22 protein-coding genes are annotated in these 20,670 nt (G+C 71.7%); 9 read left to right on the top strand and 13 right to left on the bottom strand.

The annotated features are described in order from the left end of the window. Window positions 1-13: 13 nt before the first annotated feature. Complete coding sequence (locus tag P0592_RS06670; protein ID WP_419181130.1) at window positions 14-1,192, bottom strand: MFS transporter; 1,179 nt, start codon at window positions 1,190-1,192, stop codon at window positions 14-16. 149 nt (window positions 1,193-1,341) lie between these two features. On the opposite strand from P0592_RS06670, the gene P0592_RS06665 reads away from it, so the two are divergent. Next, window positions 1,342-2,541 carry an inorganic phosphate transporter gene (locus P0592_RS06665; protein WP_276273500.1) on the top strand — a complete coding sequence of 400 codons (1,200 nt, stop codon included), beginning with the start codon at window positions 1,342-1,344 and terminating at the stop codon, window positions 2,539-2,541. A 6-nt stretch (window positions 2,542-2,547) separates the two neighbouring features. On the opposite strand, the gene P0592_RS06660 is transcribed toward P0592_RS06665, so the two are convergent. Beyond that, window positions 2,548-3,957, bottom strand: a complete 1,410-nt coding sequence (locus P0592_RS06660) for a hemolysin family protein (RefSeq protein ID WP_276273499.1) — start codon at window positions 3,955-3,957, stop codon at window positions 2,548-2,550. Between the two features lie 90 nt (window positions 3,958-4,047). Here P0592_RS06660 and P0592_RS06655 point away from each other — a divergent pair, with 90 nt between their 5' ends. From P0592_RS06655 to P0592_RS06645, 3 genes are read left to right on the top strand one after another with little or no spacing between them, the layout of a single operon-like run. After that, entirely contained in the window at window positions 4,048-4,317 is a 270-nt protein-coding gene (locus tag P0592_RS06655; RefSeq protein WP_276273498.1) for a glutathione S-transferase N-terminal domain-containing protein, read from the top strand. Further along, entirely contained in the window at window positions 4,317-4,829 is a 513-nt protein-coding gene (locus P0592_RS06650; protein WP_276273497.1) for a redoxin domain-containing protein, read from the top strand. The genes P0592_RS06655 and P0592_RS06650 overlap by 1 nt, the downstream gene beginning before the upstream one ends. Beyond that, a complete protein-coding gene (locus P0592_RS06645; RefSeq protein WP_276273496.1) occupies window positions 4,826-5,431 on the top strand; it encodes an L-threonylcarbamoyladenylate synthase in 606 nt (201 codons plus the stop codon). Before P0592_RS06650 ends, P0592_RS06645 begins: the two co-directional genes overlap by 4 nt. 3 nt (window positions 5,432-5,434) lie before the next feature. Here the strand turns inward: P0592_RS06645 and P0592_RS06640 are convergent, their stop codons facing one another. Together P0592_RS06640 and P0592_RS06635 are read right to left on the bottom strand one after the other, a co-directional pair. Continuing rightward, the gene (locus tag P0592_RS06640; protein ID WP_276273495.1) at window positions 5,435-6,094 is read right to left on the bottom strand and encodes a CRISPR-associated protein Cas4; all 660 of its coding nucleotides are present in this window, start codon (window positions 6,092-6,094) and stop codon (window positions 5,435-5,437) included. 38 nt (window positions 6,095-6,132) lie between these two features. Next, window positions 6,133-6,753 carry a conditioned medium-induced protein 4 gene (locus P0592_RS06635; RefSeq protein ID WP_276273494.1) on the bottom strand — a complete coding sequence of 207 codons (621 nt, stop codon included), beginning with the start codon at window positions 6,751-6,753 and terminating at the stop codon, window positions 6,133-6,135. Window positions 6,754-6,895: 142 nt separating this feature from the next. Here P0592_RS06635 and P0592_RS06630 point away from each other — a divergent pair, with 142 nt between their 5' ends. Both P0592_RS06630 and P0592_RS06625 read left to right on the top strand, forming a co-directional pair. Further along, a complete protein-coding gene (locus P0592_RS06630; RefSeq protein WP_276273493.1) occupies window positions 6,896-8,980 on the top strand; it encodes a 4Fe-4S dicluster domain-containing protein in 2,085 nt (694 codons plus the stop codon). A 45-nt stretch (window positions 8,981-9,025) separates the two neighbouring features. Beyond that, window positions 9,026-9,757, top strand: a complete 732-nt coding sequence (locus tag P0592_RS06625; protein WP_276273492.1) for a competence/damage-inducible protein A — start codon at window positions 9,026-9,028, stop codon at window positions 9,755-9,757. On the opposite strand, the gene P0592_RS06620 is transcribed toward P0592_RS06625, so the two are convergent. The 6 genes from P0592_RS06620 to P0592_RS06595 all read right to left on the bottom strand — a co-directional run bounded on the left by P0592_RS06620 (window position 9,754) and on the right by P0592_RS06595 (window position 14,924). Further along, window positions 9,754-10,386, bottom strand: a complete 633-nt coding sequence (locus tag P0592_RS06620; RefSeq protein WP_276273491.1) for a DedA family protein — start codon at window positions 10,384-10,386, stop codon at window positions 9,754-9,756. The genes P0592_RS06625 and P0592_RS06620 overlap by 4 nt on opposite strands. A 61-nt stretch (window positions 10,387-10,447) precedes the next feature. Beyond that, complete coding sequence (locus P0592_RS06615; RefSeq protein WP_276273490.1) at window positions 10,448-11,776, bottom strand: acyl-CoA thioester hydrolase/BAAT C-terminal domain-containing protein; 1,329 nt, start codon at window positions 11,774-11,776, stop codon at window positions 10,448-10,450. Between the two features lie 6 nt (window positions 11,777-11,782). Then, window positions 11,783-12,460 carry a class I SAM-dependent methyltransferase gene (locus tag P0592_RS06610; protein ID WP_276273489.1) on the bottom strand — a complete coding sequence of 226 codons (678 nt, stop codon included), beginning with the start codon at window positions 12,458-12,460 and terminating at the stop codon, window positions 11,783-11,785. Window positions 12,461-12,777: 317 nt separating this feature from the next. Beyond that, entirely contained in the window at window positions 12,778-13,692 is a 915-nt protein-coding gene (locus tag P0592_RS06605; protein WP_276273488.1) for an ArsR/SmtB family transcription factor, read from the bottom strand. Window positions 13,693-13,749: 57 nt separating this feature from the next. Then, the gene (locus tag P0592_RS06600; RefSeq protein WP_276273487.1) at window positions 13,750-14,487 is read right to left on the bottom strand and encodes a helix-turn-helix domain-containing protein; all 738 of its coding nucleotides are present in this window, start codon (window positions 14,485-14,487) and stop codon (window positions 13,750-13,752) included. Continuing rightward, a complete protein-coding gene (locus tag P0592_RS06595; protein WP_276273486.1) occupies window positions 14,466-14,924 on the bottom strand; it encodes a hypothetical protein in 459 nt (152 codons plus the stop codon). Before P0592_RS06595 ends, P0592_RS06600 begins: the two co-directional genes overlap by 22 nt. Before the next feature lie 133 nt (window positions 14,925-15,057). Here P0592_RS06595 and P0592_RS06590 point away from each other — a divergent pair, with 133 nt between their 5' ends. The 3 genes from P0592_RS06590 (at window position 15,058) to P0592_RS06580 (ending at window position 19,138) form a co-directional block, all read left to right on the top strand. Then, window positions 15,058-17,040, top strand: coding sequence for a MutS-related protein (locus P0592_RS06590; RefSeq protein WP_276273485.1), 1,983 nt, complete (start codon window positions 15,058-15,060; stop codon window positions 17,038-17,040). A gap of 81 nt (window positions 17,041-17,121) precedes the next feature. Continuing rightward, window positions 17,122-18,249 carry an ORC1-type DNA replication protein gene (locus P0592_RS06585; RefSeq protein WP_276273484.1) on the top strand — a complete coding sequence of 376 codons (1,128 nt, stop codon included), beginning with the start codon at window positions 17,122-17,124 and terminating at the stop codon, window positions 18,247-18,249. Between the two features lie 88 nt (window positions 18,250-18,337). After that, window positions 18,338-19,138, top strand: a complete 801-nt coding sequence (locus P0592_RS06580) for an arylamine N-acetyltransferase family protein (RefSeq protein ID WP_276273483.1) — start codon at window positions 18,338-18,340, stop codon at window positions 19,136-19,138. Between the two features lie 12 nt (window positions 19,139-19,150). Here P0592_RS06580 and P0592_RS06575 read toward each other — a convergent pair whose 3' ends face one another. The 3 genes from P0592_RS06575 to P0592_RS20225 form a co-directional block, all read right to left on the bottom strand. Beyond that, window positions 19,151-19,675 (bottom strand): hypothetical protein, encoded by a 525-nt coding sequence (locus P0592_RS06575; protein ID WP_276273482.1) that lies wholly within the window; start codon window positions 19,673-19,675, stop codon window positions 19,151-19,153. Between the two features lie 100 nt (window positions 19,676-19,775). After that, window positions 19,776-20,561 carry a DUF7089 family protein gene (locus P0592_RS06570; RefSeq protein ID WP_276273481.1) on the bottom strand — a complete coding sequence of 262 codons (786 nt, stop codon included), beginning with the start codon at window positions 20,559-20,561 and terminating at the stop codon, window positions 19,776-19,778. Beyond that, window positions 20,562-20,657: a hypothetical protein gene (locus tag P0592_RS20225; RefSeq protein WP_419181117.1), complete on the bottom strand. Its 96-nt coding sequence runs from the start codon at window positions 20,655-20,657 to the stop codon at window positions 20,562-20,564. Window positions 20,658-20,670 lie beyond the last annotated feature (13 nt).

The raw sequence follows: 20,670 nt of genomic DNA, 5'->3' as shown, positions 1-20,670 counted from the left end.
AGCGGCCGGACGGTCACGCGTCCCACAGTCCCCGGAGCAACAGCGCCGCCGCGGCGAGCAGACAGGCCCCGAGGCCGAGGAAGGCGACCTCGAAGCTCGCGAGGTCGGCGAGCAGACCCATGTAGACGGGACCGAGCGCGCCGACGCCGATGAAGACGGCCCGGGCGGCCCCGAGGTCGCCGCCGACGTTCTCGTCGGGGGCGGCGTCCAACAGGAGCGCGTCGGCGACGGGGAAGACGGTCTTGTAGCCGACGGCGTAGACGGCGATGGCCGCGGCGACCAGCGCCACCGACGCCGCGAGGACGACCCCCGCCAGCGCGCCGACGCCGAACAGCAGGCCCGCACCGGCGACCGCTCTGCGGGGTACCCGGTCGGAGGCGAGGCCGGCGACGGGCTTGACGACGAGCCCGACGACGAAGACGACGGCGAACAGCCCGGCGGCCACCGGCTCGGAGAACCCCTTTGCCCGCGTGAGGTAGGTCGGCAGGAAGTTCACCCACGCGCCGACGACGAAGTAGAACAGCGCGAACGCGACCAGCGCGTCCCGCTGGGCGCGGGTGGTCGCCAGCCGGCGGAGCGTCGCGACCAGCTCCACGTCCGTCCGGCCGAGCCGGTAGGGGTCGCGGTTCCACGCGACGTAGGCGACGGCGACCAGCGCCAGCACGACGGCGACGGGCGCGAACGGGTCGCGCCAGCCCAGCGCCGGCGGCCTCAGGTCGACCCCGGGGAGCGCCAGCAGCGCGCCGCTGCCCGTCACCACGACGCCGCCGACCGCGGCGAACAGCCCGCCGAGGTCCGTCCCGGCGGCGTACAGCCCCAGCGCCCGGCCGCGCTTCTCGACGAACAGGTCCGACAGCTGCGCCCGCGAGGGGACGGCGAACAGTCCCTTCCCGACGCCGACCAGTACCGTCGCCGCGACGAACAGCCACATCGTCGTCGCCGCCGACAGCAACAGGAAGGCACCGGCCAGCGCGACCAGTCCCGGGACGACGAGCGACGGCCGCGTGAACCGGTCCGAGAGCCGCCCGCTGGGGAACTGCGTGAGCGCGTAGACGGCCTGCAGCCCCCCGAGGGCGACGCCGGCGGTCAGCGTCGTCATCCCGAGGTCGGCGATGATGGCCGGCAACAGCGGCGGCAGCAGGAACCGCCCGAACTGCAGGGTCGCCCACGCGACGCTGAGCGTCGCCAGCATCCGTCCGCCGTGGCCCGCGAACAGCCGCTCCTCGCGCGTCGTCACACGGGCACCTCGCCGGGCGAGCGGTTTAGGCGGCCGGGTTCCGGCCGGCGTCGCGACGCGGCGAGCGGTAGGCTAATCCGTCGGAGGGGCAAACGGGGGACCAGATGGTAGCGACGAGCGTGCTGGTGACGCTGGTGGTGGCGTCCGCGGCGAGCCTGTTCATGGCGTGGACTATCGGGGCCGGCTCCTCGGGGTCGACGCCGTTCGCGCCGGCGGTCGGGGCCAACGCAATCTCCGTGATGCGGGCCGGCTTCTTCGTCGGCATCCTGGGGCTGGCCGGGGCGGTGTTGCAGGGCGCGAACGTCACCGAGACGGTCGGCAGCGGACTGGTCCTCTTCCCCGACGGGGGCGGCCTGTCGGCGACCGCGGCCATCATCGCACTGGTGATGGCGGCGGTCCTCGTCGCCGTCGGCATCTTCACCGGCTACCCCATCGCGACGGCGTTCACCGTCACCGGCGCGGTCGTCGGCGTCGGCCTGGCGATGGGCGGACAGCCCGCGACCGCACAGTACGTCGAGATCCTCGCGCTGTGGGTCGCCGTCCCGTTCGTCGGCGGCGGCATCGCGTTCGCGACGGCGTGGTCGCTGCGCCACGAGTCGGTCGACGAGGCGGTGCTGGTGCCGCTGCTGGCCGGTGTGGTCGCAGCCATCCTCGCGAACGTCAAGTTCGTCCTGCTGGCCCCCGGGGACGAGCAGGCCTCGCTCGCCCGCGCCGTCGCCGACGCCGCCGGCACGCCCGTCCTGACGACGACGGTGGCCGTCACGGCGGTCTTCGCCCTGACCGGGACCGCGCTGCTGTACCGGGACGTGCGGGCGGACGAGGACGCGGGGCAGCGGCACTTCCTGCTGGTGTTGGGCGGCCTGGTCGCCTTCTCCGCCGGCGGCAGTCAGGTCGGGCTGGCGCTCGGTCCGTTGCTCCCGCTGCTGGACACCGGCCCGGCCGCCGGCGTCCCGCTGGTGGGTGTCCTCCTGTTCGGCGGGATCGGCCTGTTGGTCGGTTCCTGGACCGGCGCGCCGCGGATGATCAAGGCGCTGGCACAGGACTACTCCTCGCTCGGGCCGCGCCGCTCGATCGCGGCGCTCATCCCGAGTTTCGTCATCGCCCAGACGGCCGTGTTCTTCGGCATCCCCGTCTCGTTCAACGAGATCATCGTCTCGGCGATCGTCGGCTCCGGCGCGGCCGCCGGCGACGGCGAGGTGAGCCGCGGGAAGATGGGGAAGACGGTGCTGGCCTGGGTCGGGTCGCTGGCGCTCGCGTTCGCCGTCAGCTACGGGGCCTTCGTCGCCGTGGCGGCGCTGCGGTGACCCGCGCTACTCTGGCTGGGCCTCTTCGGCGTCGGCGTCCGCGGCGGCCGTCTCGGGCTCGCCGTCGTCCCCGTCCTCGTCGAGCCGGACGACCCGAGCCTTCATGATGCGGGTGTTCTCGACCTGCTCGACGCGGATCTCGACCCCGTCGAAGGTGATCGTCTCGCCCTCCTCGACGAGGCGGCCGGCGCGGTTGAAGATGAAGCCGGCGATGGTCTCGAACTCCTCGCCCTCCGGGAGGTCCAGATCGAGCACCTCGTTGACCTCCTCGATGTTGACCTCGCCCTTGACCGAGACGGTCTCGTCGTCGATGCGCTCGATGGGTTCCTCCTCCTCGCCCTCGAGGATCTCGCCGACGATCTCCTCGGTGAGGTCCTCCATCGTCACGAGCCCCTCGGTGGTCCCGAACTCGTCGATGACGATGACCATATGCATCCGCTCTTTGCGCATCTCGGTCAGCAGGTCGTCGACGTTCTTCGACTCGGGGACGTGCAGGGTGGGTTCGATGAGGTCCTCTAAGGTGATGTCCTCGGGGATGGCCTCGCCGTAGTTGAGGTCCCGCACCAGGTCGCGGATGTGGACGACCCCGATGACGTTGTCCAGGCTGCCCTCGTAGACCGGCAGGCGAGCGTGGCCGCTCTGGATACACGTCTCCAGGGCCTCCCGGACCGAGGAGGACTTCGCGACGGCGGTCATGTCCAGTCGCGGCGTCATCACCTCCTTGGCGATGGTGTCGTTGAACCGCAGGGTCCGCTGGAGCATCTCGCGTTCCTCCTCGTCTAAGACCCCCTCGCGTTCGCCCGTCTCGATGATGTCCTGGATCTCCTCGCGGGTGACGTAGGACGTCTCGATCGCCGAGCGCCCGCCGGTGATCTTGTTGACGATGCGGGTGAGGTAGTCGAACAGGAGGATCAGCGGCAACAGCGCCTTCTCGGCGACCTTCAGGGGCTTGGCGATGGTCAGCGCCCACGACTCGGTGTTCTCGACGGCGTAGCTCTTGGGGGCGCTCTCGCCGAACAGCAGGACGATCGCGGTGATGCCGAACGTCGCCGCGAGCACTGCCTGCCCGCGGCTCATGTAGTAGCCCAGCAGCCCCGTCGCGATCGAGGACATCGCGATGTTGACGAGGTTGTTTCCCACCAGGATGGTGACGAGCAGGCGGTGGGGGTCGGCCTTGAGCGCCTTGAGCGTCCGAGCGCCGGGGACCTCGTCGTCGACGAGCGCCTCGGTCCGGTGGGCCGGCAGCGAGAACATCGCGATCTCGCTGCTGGAGAAAAAGGCCGAGAGCACGATGAGGATCAGGATGGTCACGATGCCACCCACCAACACGAGGTTCTGGGGGACCGCGACGCCGACGACCTCGACGGTCTGTAGCGCCGCGACGGACAGCTCGGACGTCTCGGGTACCAGGGCCATCGACGGTTGACGTTGTGATGGGCGCGGATTAAGACTTGTCATACCCCCGCGCCGAAGCCCTTACCAGCGACTCGCGCGTACGGTCGGCGTATGAGCGAGCCAGCCATCACACTCTACCGGCTGCAGGCCTGTCCGTTCTGCGAGCGCGTCGTCCGCAAGCTCCAGGCGTACGACCTCGACTACCGGTCGCGGTTCGTCGAACCGATGCACTCCGAACGCGACGTGGTCAAGCGACTGTCGGGCAAGCGAACCGTCCCGGCCATCGTCGACGAGAACACCGGCGTCACGATGAGCGAGAGCGCCAACATCGTCGAGTACCTCGAACGGACCTACGGCCCGGAACAGGGGGTGGAGGCCTGATGGAGCTGTCGTTCGACGTGGTCGACCTGGGCGAGGCCGACCACCCGCGGGAGGGCGATCGGGCCCCGGACTTCGAGCGGCCGCTGGTCACCGACGAGTACTGGGAGGACGTGGCGCTCTCGGAGCTGTGTGCCGAGAGCGACGACCCCGTGGTGCTCGTCTTCCACGCGATGGACGGCGCGTTCCCCGCCACCTACGTCTGGAACGAGATCCGGGACCGCGGGTGGCACGAGGACGCGACCGTCGTCGGCCTCTCGATCTCGACGCCGTACGCGCACAAGGACCTGCTCGAAGAGCGCGACATCGAGGGGGACTACCGCCTGTACTCCGACCCGGCCAACGGGGTCGCCGAGGCGTACGGGATCGCGATGGACCTCGACGGGATGACCGGCCTCGCCGAGCCGCGGCCGGCCGTGTTCGTACTCGACGGCGACCGGACCGTCGAGTACGCGTGGGTCGGCGAGCAGTGGCCCTCGTTCCCGGACTACGACGCCGTCGAAGCACAGCTGTGAGCGGGGACCGCGTCGACCGGACGGCGATCGAGGCGGCGGCCCCGGCCGCCCGAGAGGGCGAACTGGTCGTCTACCCGACCGAGACGGTGTACGGGCTGGGCGCGGACGCCACCGACCCCCACGCCGTCGAGGGGGTGTTCGCGGCGAAGGGCCGGGACCGGGACAAGCCGGTCTCGCTGGCGGTGGCGGACGTCGACGCCGCACTGGAGTACACCGAACCCACCGAGCGCGAGGAGCGGTTCATGCGCGAGTTCCTCCCCGGCCCCGTGACGGTGGTCGTCGAGCGCGGCGACGAGGTTCCGGACGTCCTGACCGCCGGCGCGTCCGGGGTCGGGGTCCGGGTCCCCGACTGCGAGGTGGCGCGGCGGCTGCTCGCCGAGACGCCGCCGCTGACCGCGACGAGCGCGAACGTCTCCGGCCAGCCCAGCGCCCGTACCGTCGACGCGCTGGACGAGATCCGCGAGCGGGCGGCGGTCGTCCTCGACGCCGGGGAGACGCCGGGCGGAACCGGATCGACGGTCGTCGACGTGGCAGCCGGGACGATCCACCGGCGGGGAGCCGCCGTCGACGCCGTCGAGCGCTGGCTCGACGAGTCGGCGTAGCGGTCACAGCAGCGAGCGCAGCGAGCGGGTCCTGACCCCGCAGTCCTCGCGGTAGTCGCAGGGCTCGCACTTCGCGTCGTTGTCGACCCGCGCCGGCGGGCCGTCGACGGACTCGGCGGCCCGGAGCGCGCGCCGGTAGACGCCGGCTCGCCGGGTCGTCAGTTCGACCTCGCGGACGACGCCGTGGGCCGGGTACTCCGCGAACGCCCGCTCGACCGGCCGCTCGCGCTCCCAGGCGAGTGCCTTCGCCGCCGCGACCAGCCGGACCGTCTGTGGCTCCCAGATCCCCTGGTCGGGCGGGGACCCGGCGAAGACCAGCGACGGGACCGGCCCGTCGGCGGTGGCGACCAGTTTGTGCGCGACGCCGTGGGCGTCCTTGCCCGCGAGGTAGACGTCCCGTCCGGCGGGGTCGGCGAGGGCGTCCCAGTCGTCGAGTCGGGTGCGCGCGGCCCGCAGGCGCTCGCGGACGGTCGCGGGGTCGGGTTCGATCGGCGCGGCCAGCAGCGCCGCGTCGTCGGTCAGCAGCCGCTCGTAGTCGAACGCGAGGTCCCGGACCGCGTCGACGCCCTCGGGCACGTCGGGCGGGCCGTCGCGGCGGCGGTAGTAGAGCTTGCGCGGGCAGTACGCGGCCGTCTCCAGGTCGCGGAAACTGTGGTCGGCCATAGCGCCGCTGGCCGCGGCTCCCGACAAGAACCTTCGCGCTACAGCGACACGTCGGCGTCGGAGTCCAGCGAGTCGATGTCCTCGGTGGCCTCGCCCAGCCCGTCCTCGCGCATCCCCTCGGTCATCCGCGTCGAGAGGCCCGCCTCCGAGAGGACGTCCTCGAACTCGCTCTGGAAGCGGTGACTCACCCGCCGGGCGGCCGCCTGTGCCGCGACGACGCGGCGGTACCGCCCGGCCGCGTCCTCGTCGAGGGCGAACTCGTCGGCGAGGGCGGCGTCGCTCGGGTCGTCCTCGGTCACGCGCCGGCGGAACGCGGCGGTGTCGAACTCGCCGTCGGTGTCGTCGTCCCGCACGAGGTGGAGGCACAGCCGTGCGGTAAAGACCGCCTCCTCGTCGACCCCCAGGTCGTCGGCGAGGTCGGCGTCTGTGCGCCCCTCGTAGAACCCACGGACCACCGTCACCAGCGCCTCGTCGTCGAGGGTGGTGTCGAACTCGTAGCGCTCGCGCATCCGGTCGACCACCGCGGCCAGCCGCTCGTCGACCGTCGCCTCGTCGACGTCGGTCAGCGACCCGCGGGCGGCCTCCTGGGACTCCGTCACCGTCTCCTCGCCGGAGACGTCGACGAAGATATCGCGGAGCTGTTCGGTCTTCTCGTCCATCGGACGCTACCGTCCGTCCCCGCGGCATATAGGTGTTGGGTGAGCTACCAGTCACCTCGGAACCGAACAACGGTTCATCAGTTCTCGGGGACGGCGACGGTTCGTCCGAAGTTTGAAGTGCCAGCGTACCCCGTGAGACAGTATGACAGTGCCGCTGCAGGCGACCACGCGGCCGACGTTCTGGCGCATCGGTCCCGTGGGGAAGGCCGTCTTCTACTACCTGGCCGCGCTGGCCGTCCTGGTCTTCCTGTACGGCGTCTACGAGCGAGTGCGCCGGTACGCCCAGGGGAGCGACGACCCGTTCGACCGACTGGACGACCTGCCGGGCCGCGTGCTGGCGGCGGCGCGGCTGGCGCTCTCGAACCGCAAGCAACTGGACCGGGACGCCGTCGCCGGCGTGATGCACGCGTTCGTCGTCTGGGGCTTTCTCACGCTGCTCATCGGGACCACGATCCTCGGGATCGACATGGACCTCTACCGGCCGCTGACCGGGGAGTCCTTCTTCGTCGGGCGGTTCTACCTCTCGTACTCGTTCGTGATGGACGCGATGGGGCTGCTGTTCGTCGTCGGCGTCGGCGTGGCGATGTGGCGACGCTACGGCCGGCGGATGGACCGGCTCCACGACCGCCACACGTCCCGCGAGGACGACCTGTTTCTGGGAGCGCTGTTCGTGCTGGGCATCGGCGGCTACCTCACCGAGGGTGTCCGCATCCTCGGGACCTCGACGGTCCGGGACGTCTCCTTCGAGACGGTGAGCTTCGTCGGCTGGTTCGTGAAGGACCTGCTCGTGGCCGCCGGCGTCTCCGCCGGGCAGGCCGCCGCGGCCTACCCGGTCGTCTGGTGGTCTCACGCGCTGGTGGCGCTGTGGTTCGTCGCCTGGGTCCCCTACGCCAAGCCGTTCCACATGCTCTCCTCGTTTGCCAACCTCGTCGCCCGCGACGAGGACGCCGGGGTCCGGCTGCCGGGCGTGCCCGAAGACGCCAGCCCCGAGGAGATCGGTCCCAGCGAGATCGACGACTTCTCCTGGAAGCAGCTGCTCGACCACGACGCCTGCACGAAGTGTGGCCGCTGCTCCGACGCCTGTCCCGCGAAGGCGTCGGGCCGACCGCTCGACCCGCGCAACGTCATCCTGGACCTGAAGCGGTACCGCGAGGAGCGCGACGCCGGCGGCGAGGACGTGCCCATCGTCGCCGACGGCGGCACCTCGGTCATCGACGCCCGCACGATGGAGTCGTGTATGTCCTGTCTGGCCTGTATGGACGCCTGCCCGGTCGACATCGAGCACGTCACGCAGTTCACCGAGATGAACCGCCGGCTCACCGAGTCCGGCGAGATGGACGAGCACGTCCAGGACGCGATGATGAACGTCTTCCAGCAGGGCAACACCTTCGGCGAGCCCGAGCGCAAGCGCCCGGACTGGACCGACGACCTCGACTTCGAGGTCCCCGACGCCCGCGAGGACCCCGTCGAGTACCTCTGGTACGTCGGCGACTACCCCAGCTACGACGAGCGCAACCGGAAGGTGGCGAAGGCCCTCGCGCGGGTCTTCGAGGCCGCCGGCGTCGACTACGGCATCCTCTACGAGGACGAGCAGACCGACGGCAACGACGTGCGCCGGGTCGGCGAGGAGGGCCTCTACGAGATGCTCGTCGAGGACAACGCCGCCGCCATCGGGGACTGCGAGTTCGAGACCATCGTCACGACCGACCCCCACTCCTACAACACGTTTATGAACGAGTACCCGGAGTTCGAGGCCTGCGAGTGGACGGCCGACGACGTCGCCCACTACACGCAGGTCGTCGCCGACCTCGCCGAGTCGGGCGCGCTGGGCCTGTCGGGCGACGAGCTCGACTACACGGTCACCTACCACGACCCCTGCCACCTCGGGCGGTACAACGACGTCTTCGAGGCCCCGCGGGACCTCGTGGACGCCACCGGCTGTGACCGCTACGAGATGCCGCGCAACCGCGCGGACTCGTTCTGCTGTGGCGGCGGCGGGGGCGGCCTCTGGATGGACTTCGACGAGGAGCCCAAACCCAGCGAGGAGCGTCTGCGCGAGGCCCTGGAGGACACCGACGCCGGGGAGAGCGTCGAGAAGTTCGTCGTCGCCTGCCCGATGTGTATGACGATGTACGAGGACGGCCGCAAGACCGGCGGCTTCGAGGACGAGATCGAGATCGTCGGCATCACCGAACTGCTGGCCGAGGCGGTCGCGAACGAGAGCTGACTCCCGCCCGAACCCTTACCCGTCGGAGCCCCCTCCGACTCCGGTATGCAGGTCGCACTGGTCACCGTCGGCGACGAACTGCTGTCGGGGGACACCGAGAACACGAACGCGACGTGGCTGGCCCGGCAGCTGACCGACGCCGGCGCGACGGTGACGCGGATGCTGACCGTCCCGGACGACGAGGCGGTCATCGCCGACGCCGTCGCCCGCTACCACGACGCCTTCGACGCGGTCCTCGTGACCGGCGGCATCGGCGGGACGCCCGACGACGTGACGAAGGCCGCCGTCGCCCGCGCCTTCGACCGCGAGGTGGTCGTCCCCGAGGACGTGCGCGCCCACCTCGAAGCGAAGGCCGAGCGGTTCGCCGAGAACAACCCCGAGCTGGTCGACCGCTACGAGATGGAGCTGGACCTGGACGCCTGGGCCGGCGTCCCCGAGGGGGCCGAGCCGCTGCTGACCGACGAGAGCTTCGCCGCCGGCTGCGTCGTCGAGAGCGTGTACGTCTTCCCGGGCATCCCCGAGGAGCTGGAGGCGATGTTCGCCACGGTGGCCGACGACTTCGGCGGCGACCGGACGACCGAGACGATTCACACGCCCGCACCGGAAGGTGCCGTCGTAGGTACCATCTCGGAGGCCCGCGAGCGGTTCGGCGTGGCCGTGGGGAGTTACCCCCGGAAGGACGACACGCCGGGCCGGGTGAAGGTCTCGGGCGAGGAGCCCGACGCCGTCCGCGAGGCGGCGGCGTGGGTCCGGGAGCGCATCGAGACCGTCGACTAGAGGACGTTCAGGACGCCCATCGCCGCCGCCGCGAGCAGCACCTCGAAGGAGAGGGTCCCCAGCGCCGAGAGGGCGACGAACCGCCGGGTCGTCATCCCGGCGACGCCGGCCGGCACCGTCAGCATCCCGCGGGTGAAAAGCAGCGTGTTCGACAGCGGCACCGCGAAGATCCCGTACCGGTCGAACATCGCCCCGAAGCGGTCGAGGCGGGCCTCGCTGACCCGGAACCAGGGCCGGGCCAGCAGCCACTCGCGACCGCCGCGCTTGGCCAGCAGGAAGAGGGCGGTCTGACCCACGGTCGCGCCGGCGACGGCGACGGCGAGGATGGCCGCCACCGCCGGCAGGTCGTAGCCGCCGCCGACCCGCGCGAGGACGGCCACAGCGACCGGGACCAGCGCCTCGCTCGGGGCGAAGTACAGCAGCATCGCCCCCTCCAGTACGAAGACGAAGAACAGGGCCGCCAGCCCGTACCGGCGCAGCAGCGTCTCGGCGTAGGCGGTGTCGCCGAAGACGTACAGCGCGATGCCCGCGACGCCCAGCAGGGCGAACAGCGCCGCGACCACCAGCAGACCGTAGTCCTCCGCGAAGGTCCGCAGCGGGCCGCGGGCGTCGGCGGTGTCGGTCGCCATCTACCGGTACCCCGTCCATCAGCTGCATAGGTCTTCTGTCTCCGGGGCCGTCGGTCGCGGTTCAGCCGTCGGCCCCGAGCGCGTCCCGGAGGACGGAGAGCGTCGACGGCCACGCGTCCGCGGTCGCTCGGGCGTTCGCCGCGGGCGTCCCGCCGAGGACGTACCGCTCCGTCTCGGTCGTCCACCAGGTCGGGATGTACGGCGGGAGCGAGACCGCGTGGCCGGCGTCCTCGTAGTGCAGGTGGCGGGCCCGAGAGGCGTCCCCGTGCCGTTCCAGCCGTCGGACGGCCCGATTCGCGAAGGTCCCCGACGGCCAGAGGCGGTCGTCCCCGCCGGAGACGAACAGGAGGGGGGCCCCGACCTCCTCGACCGGGATCGTCGCCGCGGCGACCGCCTCGTCGCTCGCCTCCCGGAGAGTGCCCCGGAACGCCGGTGCGAGGACTCGATCCCCGTCGTCTCTCGGGAAGTCAAGGTACGGCACCGGCTCCCCGTCCAGACGCCAGGCCGGGACGGTCGGCTCCTCCCCGCGCCAGACGTAGCAACTGGGCGCGAGGGCGGCGACCGCACCCACCCAGTCGAAGTGGACGCCCGACAGCAGCGCCGCCTCGGTCCCGCGGGACGCGCCGACGACCCCGACCGCCCCGTCCCGGACCGCGTCCCGGTCCCGGAGCAGGCGGGCGGCCCGGTCGAAGTACGACAGCGGGACCGAGACGAAAGACCCCGGGTTCCCCGACGCGGGCCCGAAGTAGTCGACGGCCAGCGCGGCCAGCCCGTGGGCGGCGAGCAGCCGTCCCCACGAGACGAGCGGCACGCCGCCGGACCCGTGGAGGACCAGCACGCCCGGGTGCGGTCCCGACCCCGCCGGCAGGAACAGTTCGCCGACCAGGTCCTCGCGGTCGATCGACCGCCGGGTCACGTCCGGGGCGACGTACCGACGGGTCTGGGTCGCCGTCGCGACCCGCTCGCCGTCCACGCGGGCCGCGAGGTCGACGGTGAGCGACGGGGGCGTCCCCTCGGTGGCCGTCGGACTCGCCGTCTCCGACGGCGACATCGACCAGAGCCACCGCATCGCCGCGGCCGGGTCGTCGGCGTCACCGACCGTCGCGGTGCCGTCCGAACCCGTCGTGACCGTCGTCGCCGAGGCGACCGGCGTCCCCTCGTAGGTGCCGGTCGCCGCGACCGTCACGGAGGTGTCGGCGGGGAACCCCCGGAGCCGGACCGGCGTCACCTCGTCGCGCAGCGCCGTCTCGCTCACGTCGAGTCGCCCGCCGTCGGCGGTCGAACAGCCGGCGAGCGCGCTCGCGGTCGCGGCCCCGAACGTCGAGAGCACCTCCCGTCTGGTGGCCGCGTCGGGGTGTGCCGCCTCGCTGGCGGCTGGCGTCTCTGCCACCGCGTCTCACCTCGGGTCGATCTCGAACGTGGTGACCATCCCGAACAGCCCGGTCGTGCTGTCGACCACCGACAGCCCGGCCTCGTCGACGACCTCGCGTGGCTCCTGCGTCCAGCGGCAGCCGACCTGCTCGTAGTGGGCGTCGGCGCGCCACTCCTGGAACGCCGCGATCGGCCCGACGTCGCTCCGACCGTGCTCGACGAGGCGGATCGTCCCGTCGGGAGCACAGACCCGCTCCATCTCCCGGAGGGCGGCGACGGGGTCGGGGAACGTACAGGTCGACAGCGCCGAGATCACGGCGTCGAAGCCGTCGTCCTCGAAGTCGAGGTCCTGGGCGTCCATCTCCCGGACGGTCCCCTCGCGGTCGAGCGCCGACAGCGTCTCGCGGGCGTTCTCGAGCATCGCCGGACTGATGTCGACGCCGACGAGGTCGGCCGACCGGGGGACGTACCGGAAGTTCGTCCCCGCCCCGCAGGCCACGTCGAGGACCCGGCTCCCGACGTCGCCGAACCGCTCGCGCCGGTACCGGCCGGTGACGAGCCGGTCGGCCCACTCGAAGCGGTGCATCCAGTCGGCGTACTCCGCGTACGACGCCCGGATCTCGTCGACCGACATCGGCCGCCGCGACGCCGGACCGTCCTCCCCGCGTCGGCCCGCTCGCGCCGGTTCGTCAGTCGTCGGCACCGGCTTCACCCCCGTCCGTGACGGGCTGGTGCGGTTCTCGCTCGGCGCGTGGCGGGCGGGGGCCGGCGCTCGCACGCCCCCGTGGTTGGCGGTTCGAGACGGCGGGACCAGTGGGCGGAGCCGTTCGCTGTCGCATCCGTGGGTGAGCCGTCGTCGTCCGCCCACATAACAATTATCGAACTTTTGATGTATTTTCAGCGTCGTTTCAAAAGCCGATTTGAGTGAATCCGAGCGGAATCGGCCGACCTCGTCGCTCTGCCGCGCGTGGCGTCGCCGGTCGCACCGGCTCGCTGAACCGACGTTTTGAAAGCACGCTGTCACGACTGGCCGTCGCGACCGCCGCTGTACCGCACACGCTCGGTTCGCGTGACCGACGCGGCGTCGTCGAGGAACAGGCGCAGCGAGGCGTCGTCCCGCCGGAACTCGACGCGGTACTCGTCTGCGTCGACGCGCTCAGCCCGCCAGCGCCCGTCGGCGACGTGGCGGTGGAACGCCCAGGGACCGCTGCTCAGGACGTCGACCCCGTGGACCCAGTGGAACGCGACGGACGCCGGGTGGTACGCCGCCGCGTGTGTCAGCGGGAGGCCCAGACACTGCAGACACTCCGTGCACTCGCTGACCGTCGCGAAGTCGATCGGCATCTCGTCGGGCACCGGGTGCGTCTCGGCGTCGACCACCGCGGTGTCGAGCCGGCCGGCACACTCCGGACACACACCCTGACGCAGTTTGAACAGGTCGCCGACCTGTTCGCGGACGACGGCGTCGATCAGGTCCTCGGGGTCCCGGGACCGCACCTGTGCCGGCCTGACTCGATACGAGAAGGCGGGCCGGTCACAGGCCCCGCAGACGACCGTGAAGTACCGGTCGCGGTAGGTCGCCCGCAACGCCGACTCGCCGCAGAACAGACAGGTCCCCTCGGTGTCGATGGTGCCAAAGTCCGGCGGCGCGCGGTAGTTCTCGGCGAGGACGAAGCGGACCAGCCGTTCGCCGGCGTGGGTGAAGACGTAGCCGTCCTCGCGCTTCCGGAGGAACGTCCCGGTGAGTTCCCCGAGGTGGTAGGACAGCTTGGACGTGTCGTCGACGTCGACGCGGTCGTAGAGCTCGGAGAACGACAAGCCGGCGACCCCCGTCTGTCGCCGGTCCCGCTGTTGGCGCGCGACCGTCCGGAGGACGTCGAGCCGCGTCTCGTCCGCCAGCAGGCGGAAGACGTCGTCTGCCTCCTGTCCGGGCATATCGGTCGAACCGACGCCACCGTATTGAAACTACGGCGTCGCTCGCCCGCCGGCCGCTCACCCGGGGCCGGCGAGGAACTGCGAGACGACCCGGGCCGTCCCGCGGCGGATGGTCTCGCTCGCGGTGGATTTGTCGACCCCCAGCTCGGCGGCCACCGTCGCCAGCGTACACTCGCGGGGCACCGCGAAGTAGCCCCGGCGCTGGGCGACCCGCAGGCACTCGCGCTGGCGCTCGGTGAGGAGGCCCCCGTCCGCGTCCGTGTGGACGACGCTGAGCAGTTCGTACGGCCGGTCGCGCTCGTCGAGCGCGTCGCCGAACGCCTCGAACTGCGCCCGGGTGGCCGTCAGGTCGAACGTCATCTCGCCGTCCGTCACGACGACGGGGAACTCCGGCGGCAGCGACGACGACCAGAGGAACTCGTAGAGGGCCTGCTCGACGGCCTCGTACTGGGCGACGACCCGATCGTCGCCCGTGTGCAGGGGGTCGTACTCGGTGATGTCGGGGTGTGTCCGGATCGCGTCGGCGACCGCGACCGGGTCCTCGGCCCGGACCTCGCCCAGTTCCAGCGCGCGGTCGCCCCTCGGGACGCCGGTGAGCAGGCGCAGCGTCGCCTCGGGAAACGACGTCGAGACGGCCCTGACCCAGAGGTCCTCGGGCAGCGCCATCCGGAAGCGAGCGCGGATCACGCCGGCTCCCTCCGCGTTCGTCGCCGCGAGCGCATACGCGACACGCTCGCAGCCCGCGTCGATAAAGGCGTCGCGTCGGCGGTCCGTCACGACCGGCCGCGGGACCACAGGACCGCCCCGTAGAGCGACCCCGCGACCACGGAGCCGATGAGCGCGAGCAACACGGCGAAGGCGAGGTAGCCCGCGAGCGGGTTCGCGTAGGGGCCGATGACGTCCTGCGGTGGCTCGACCGCCCAGGGACTGACGTGGAAGTACGCGAGCATCCCGGCGCTGAACGCCAGGAAGCCCGCCCAGTAGCCCGCGTCGACGCGGTCGGTCAGCGTCAGGTAGAGGCTGATCGCCAGCAGCGGGTAGATGGCGAGGCTGTACGTGAACGGGTTCACCTCGGGGGTGAGCGGCCAGCCGACGTGGTTCCCCCGGACGACGTGGTCGACGTGGTGGGCCAGGCCCAGCACCGTCGGGAGCGCGACGAACAGGTAGAACAGCCGCGTCAGGTTCGATCCCTCGTCCGCGACGTCCGCCGGCAGTCTGTCTTCGATCGCCATACCAGTACGTAGGCGGCTGCGGGGGTCAGCGTTTGCCCAACACGTTGGGCACCGGTCGCGCGGCCGGGCACGCGGCCCCGAGCCGCCCGAGCGACGGGGGGTTTTTTCCGACGCGTCCCGAATGAGCCGGCAGATGGAACTCGAATCGGTGCCGGGCGTCGGGGCCAAGACGGCCGCGGCGCTCCGGGAACTCGACGACCCCGAACGGGCGCTGGCCGAGGGGGACGTGGCGGCGCTCGCGCGGGCCCCGGGCGTCAGCGAGGGGCGGGCGGCCCGCATCGCCCGCGGCGCGATTCGAGCGGACCACGGCGACCCGGGCGGGTTCGCCGCCACGCCGCGGGCCAGCGAAGTGTTCGAGGACGCGCTGGGCCTGCTCCAGGAACGGACCGTCACCGACTACGCCGCCAGGCGACTGGAGACGCTGTACCCCAGCGGCGTCCGCTCGCGGATCGAGGAGGTCCGGGCGTTCAGCGAGCGGGCGATGGCCCGGGATCCGGACGCCGACGTTCGCGAGGCCCTGACCGGCGTCGAACCCCTCGCGGAGCCGGGCGACGTCCGCGTCCGGGACCGCTGTCTCGCGACCAGCGACGCCGAGCGCTACGCGGAGGCCCAGGAGGCCGTCCCCGAGGTCAGCGTCGAGGTGGTCGACGACGCCCGCCAGCTCGCGGAGCTGGCCCGCTCGTACTCGACGGTGGTCGCGCTGGACGAGGCCTTCGCCGGCGTCGACGTGGAGGGCGACGTCCGGGTCGAGCCCGACGCGCTGGACGAACCGGCGTCGGTCGTCCCCGAGCGGGTCCTGACCTTCTTCGCGCGCAACCGCGACCGGGTGCGGGCCGCCGCCGAGGTCCACCGGGTCGCCGGGCTGGACGCCCCCTGTGACCTGGACGCCCTGCTGGCGGCCCTGGACCGCCTGGACGACGACGGGGAGGTGCGGGGCGACGAGGAGCTCGACCGGCTGGCGACGGCCGTCGACGACCTCGACGCCGCCGTCTCGACGGCCGAGAGCGCCGCAAACGACCACCTCCGGGACGCCATCGAGGAGCGGGACGTCACCATCGAGGGGACGGACCTGCTGTCGCTGGTCGAGCGCGGGGCCGGCGTCGACTCGCTGCTGGAGCGGGAGCTGGCCGACGAGTACGCCGCCGCCGTCGAGAAGGCCCGCGACCACCTCGTCGACGCGCTGCGGTTGCGCGACACGGAGGCGACCGCCCGGCGGGCGTTCCCCGACGAGCCCACCTACCCGGTCGAGCGCAACGAGGACGTGGTGAGCCGCCTGCGCGAGGAGCTGACCGCCGCGCGGGACCGGCGGGCGACCCGGCAGAAGCGGGCGCTCGCCGACGAGCTGGCGGGCCTGCGCGACGACGCCGAAGAGCTGGTGACGGGGGCGCTGGACCTGGACGTCGAGCTGGCGGTGGCCCGCTTCGCCGACGACTTCGACTGCACGATGCCCGAGGTGACCGAGGAGGGCGGGTTCGACATCCGCGGGAGCCGCTCGCCGCTGCTGGACGTCCCCTTCGAGGACGTGGAACCGGTCGACTACGGCGTCGAGGGCGTGACGGTCCTCTCGGGGGTCAACTCCGGCGGGAAGACCTCGACGCTGGACCTGGTGGCGCTCGTGACGGTGCTGGCCCACATGGGCCTGCCCGTCCCCGCCGACTCCGCGCGGGTAGGCCGCGTGAGCGAGCTCCACTACCACGCCAAGACCCAGGGGACGCTGGACGCGGGCGCGTTCGAGTCGACGCTTCGGGAGTTCGGGGAGCTTGTCACCGACGTCACGGCTGACCGCCCGGTGCTGGTGCTGGTCGACGAGCTCGAGTCGATCACGGAGCCGGGGGCTGCGGCGACCATCGTCGCCGGCATCCTCGAGTCGCTGGCCGACCGGCAGGCCACCGGCGTGTTCGTCTCCCACCTCGCCGAGGACGTCCTGGCCGCGGCCGACGCCGACCTCTCGGTCGACGGCATCCAGGCCGAGGGACTCGTCGACGGCGAGCTCCGGGTGAACCGCTCGCCGGTCAAGGGGAAACTCGCCCGGTCGACGCCGGAGCTCATCGTCGAGAAGCTGGCCGACGACGGCGAGGCCGAGTTCTACGACGACCTGCTGGCGAAGTTCGAGTAGCGGGGCCGCTCGCCCGCCGCCGGCTCCACTTTCGCCGTCCCTGGGGAATGGTTAAGTGGGCAGCGAAGCTCGGTGAAAGTGATGAGCGAGGACCCGGAGGAGGGGATGCTCGGCTGGGACGAGTCCGTGTTCCGGGACGAGCACGTCTTCGAGATCGACTGGCTGCCGGAGACGTTCCGCCACCGGTCGAGTCAGATGGAGACGCTGAAGTACGCGCTCCGGCCCGCCGTCCGCGGGTCGCGGCCGCTGAACGTCATCGCGCGGGGGCCGCCCGGGACGGGCAAGACCACCGCGGCCCAGATCCTCTTCGACGAGCTGGCCGCCCAGACGGACGTGCAGGCGGTCCGGGTCAACTGCCAGGTGGACTCGACGCGGTACGCGGTGTTCTCGCGGCTGTTCGCGGAGATCTTCGACTACGAGCCGCCCTCCTCGGGCATCTCGTTCAAGAAGCTGTTCTCCCAGATCACGGACAAGCTCGTCGAGGAGGACGAGGTGCTGGTGGTGGCGCTGGACGACGTGAACTACCTCTTCTACGAGAACGAGGCCAGCGACACCCTCTACTCGCTGTTGCGCGCCCACGAGGCCCACTCCGGCGCGAAGATCGGCGTCATCTGCATCTCCTCGGACCTCGACCTGGACGTCATCGAGGCGCTGGACACCCGCGTCCAGTCGGTGTTCCGGCCCGAGGAGGTCTACTTCAACAAGTACGACCAGCCCGAGATCGTCGACATCCTCGACGAGCGCGTCGAGCGCGGGTTCCACGACGACGTCGTCGGGCCGACCGTCCTCGACCGCGTCGCGGAGCTCACCGAGGAACAGGGCGGGGACCTGCGGGTCGGGATCGACCTCCTCCGGCGGGCCGGGATGAACGCCGAGATGCGGGCCTCCCGGACCGTCGAACGTGAGGACGTGGAGGCGGCCTACGACAAGTCCAAGTACGTCCACCTCTCCCGGCGGCTCCAGGAGCTGTCCGAGTCCGAGCGGGCGCTGGTGGAGGTCATCGCCGACCACGACGGCAAGCGGGCCGGCGAGATCTACGACGCGTTCAACGACGCGACGGACCTGGGCTACACCCGCTACTCGGAGATCATCAACAAGCTCGACCAGCTCGGGATCATCGACGCCGACTACGCCGAGGTCGACGGGCGGGGCCGCTCGCGGGAGCTGACGCTGAACTACGACGCCGACGCGGTGCTGGACCGGCTGTAGCGTTTGCTTCGTATTACGTCGTATACTCGTCGGGGCGCGCTTCGCGCGACGCCGAACCGTTTTGCCCCCGCCCCACCAGACTAGGGGCATGGACGTGGAGCGGTACCTCGCCCGCGTCGGCCTCGCTCCCGGCGACGTCCGGCCGTTCGACGCGGACGCGCTGGCCCGCCTCCAGACGGCCCACGTCACGGCCGTCCCGTTCGAGACACTGGCCATCACGGGCGACCCGCACGGCGAGCGCGGGGGCGGAGGCGTCTCGCTCGCCCCGGCGGACTGCTACGCGAAGGTCGTCGCGCGCCGGCGGGGCGGGTTCTGCTACGAACTCAACGGGGCGTTCGGGCCGCTGCTGGACGCGCTCGGCGTCGACGTGACCCGCGTGGCGGCCCGGGTCGTCGACGACGGGGAGCTGACGCCGCCGGCCTCGCACATGGCCCACGTCGCCGCCCTGGACCGCGAGTACGTCGTCGACGTGGGGCTGGGCGTGCCGACGATGCGTCGACCGACGCCGCTGGACGGGCGCGTCGTCACGGACGCCGCCGGCGTCGACTGGCGGGCCGTCGAGAGCGACCGCCCGGACGCCGACCACTGCGTCCAGCTGCGGGACCCGGACGAGGAGGACTGGCGCGACCGCTACATCTTCACCCGCGCCGGCCGGGCGACCGACTACTTCGCGGCGACCTGTGACCACCTGACGACGGCCCCGGAGTCGGGGTTCACCGGCGATCCGACCGTCTCGATCGCGACCGAGCGCGGTCACAAGTGGCTCGGGGACGGGACGCTGACCGAGCAGCGCCGCGGGGAGACGGTCCGCGAGGAGTCGGTGAACCCCGCCGAGTGGACGGCGGTGCTCGAATCGGAGTTCGGGGTGCGGTGGCCGCCCGAGGGATGAGCGGCCGCCCGCTCAGGCCCGCCCGTTCAGCGGGCAGACGAAGAAGTTCGGCGGCGCACCGTCGATGTCGGGGCGGCCCTTGCTGATCGTCAGCGTGCCGGCGTCGGCGGCCGCAAGCACGTCGGCCTCGGCGGTCAACGGCTCGTCGAGCGTCACGTCGTCGGCCAACTGTGCGCTGTAGTGGACCCACTGGCCGCCGTTCCAGTCCCGGTCGCCCGGCGCGGACTCGGAGACGAAGGGCGAGCCGCCGCCGTTGACCCCGCCGTTGGGCGGCAGCGAGGCCGCCGTCCCGTCGTTGACGAAGTAGATGGCGTCCGCGGGGTCGGGCTCCTCGTCGAGGACGTTCACGACGTTCGTCCGCCAGAGGACGTCGTTCGCCCAGACGCGGCCGAACTGCTTGCCGTTGCCGTTCTCGGTGCCCCGCCGTCTACCGTTGCGCGCCGCCGCGGACCCGGCCGCACCGAGTCCGGTCGCGGCCGCCAGCGCGGCACCGCTCGTTCGCAGCACGCTACGCCTGCTGAGGTGTGTCTCGTCCATCGGGTTTGCACCCGATGAGTGCAACGGAGAGTCGTCAGAAAGGCGTTTTTCGAACTTCTGTCTGGTTTCGTCTGGAGTCGGTCACGACTCTCACCAAACTTCACTCCAGCGCGTCGAAGGTCTTGGCCGTCCACCGGATGGCGTAGTCCGCCCCGTGCCGGCGGTAGGCGTCGGTGTCAAGCGCCGCGAACGGCGCGGGCAGGTCCCGGCCGTGTTTGACCGCGCTACAGGCCAGTTCGGCCGCCGCGGGGAAGGTGGTCTGCCCGCGGGCCAGCTCGGTCGAGAGGTCCGACAGCCGCGGGTCCAGCCGTCTCCCGGCGTCGGCCCACGAGTCGTGGAGGGCGGGGTAGTCATCGGCCCACGTCTCGAAGGCCCGGCGGGTCTGGAGTCCCAGGTAGGCGTCGTACAGCGCCACCGCCAGCTGGTAGGTTCCCGCCGGGTCGAGGCGCTGGCCGGCGGTCGCGGCGAACTCGGGGTAGCGTGCGCCGAAGAACCCGAGGAACTGCTCGGGTTCGCCGAGGCTCACCTCGACGAGCGCCTCGGCGATCAGGAAGTCGACGAACGCCTCGGGCGAGGTCTCCAGCCGCGGCTTGACGAACACGCACGGCGGCTCGGTCTGGGTCGTCCAGGCGACGCCGCCGTCCCCGGGCAGGCCGACGGTGAAGTCGGCGTCGACGAACTCCCGGAGTTCCTCGGGAGCGTCCTCGGGGACCCAGTCGGGGTCGTAGTCGAGCGGGTCGACCGTCTCCGTCAGGAGGAGCAGTTCCTCCGCGACGGCCGGGTCCAGCGTCTCGAAGTCCCGCTGGCAGTCGAGCACCAGCGCGTCCGGGGCGTACGCGTCCCCGACCTCCGCGAGGCCCCCGGTCAGCGTGCGCTCCTCGAACATCTACGCCGAGAACAGCACGAGGTTTGCGACGAGCGCCAGCGAGAGCAGTGCCGAGACCACGATGGTGCCGAGGACGAGTTTCGTTGCCGTGCTCATAGCCTCCCTATCG

It is taken from the genome of Haloarcula litorea, from assembly GCF_029338195.1.
In the GTDB taxonomy this organism is placed as follows: Archaea; Halobacteriota; Halobacteria; order Halobacteriales; family Haloarculaceae; genus Haloarcula; species Haloarcula litorea.
Note: the sequence above shows the minus strand (reverse complement) of the source record. Positions and strands in the feature narration are given on the sequence as shown.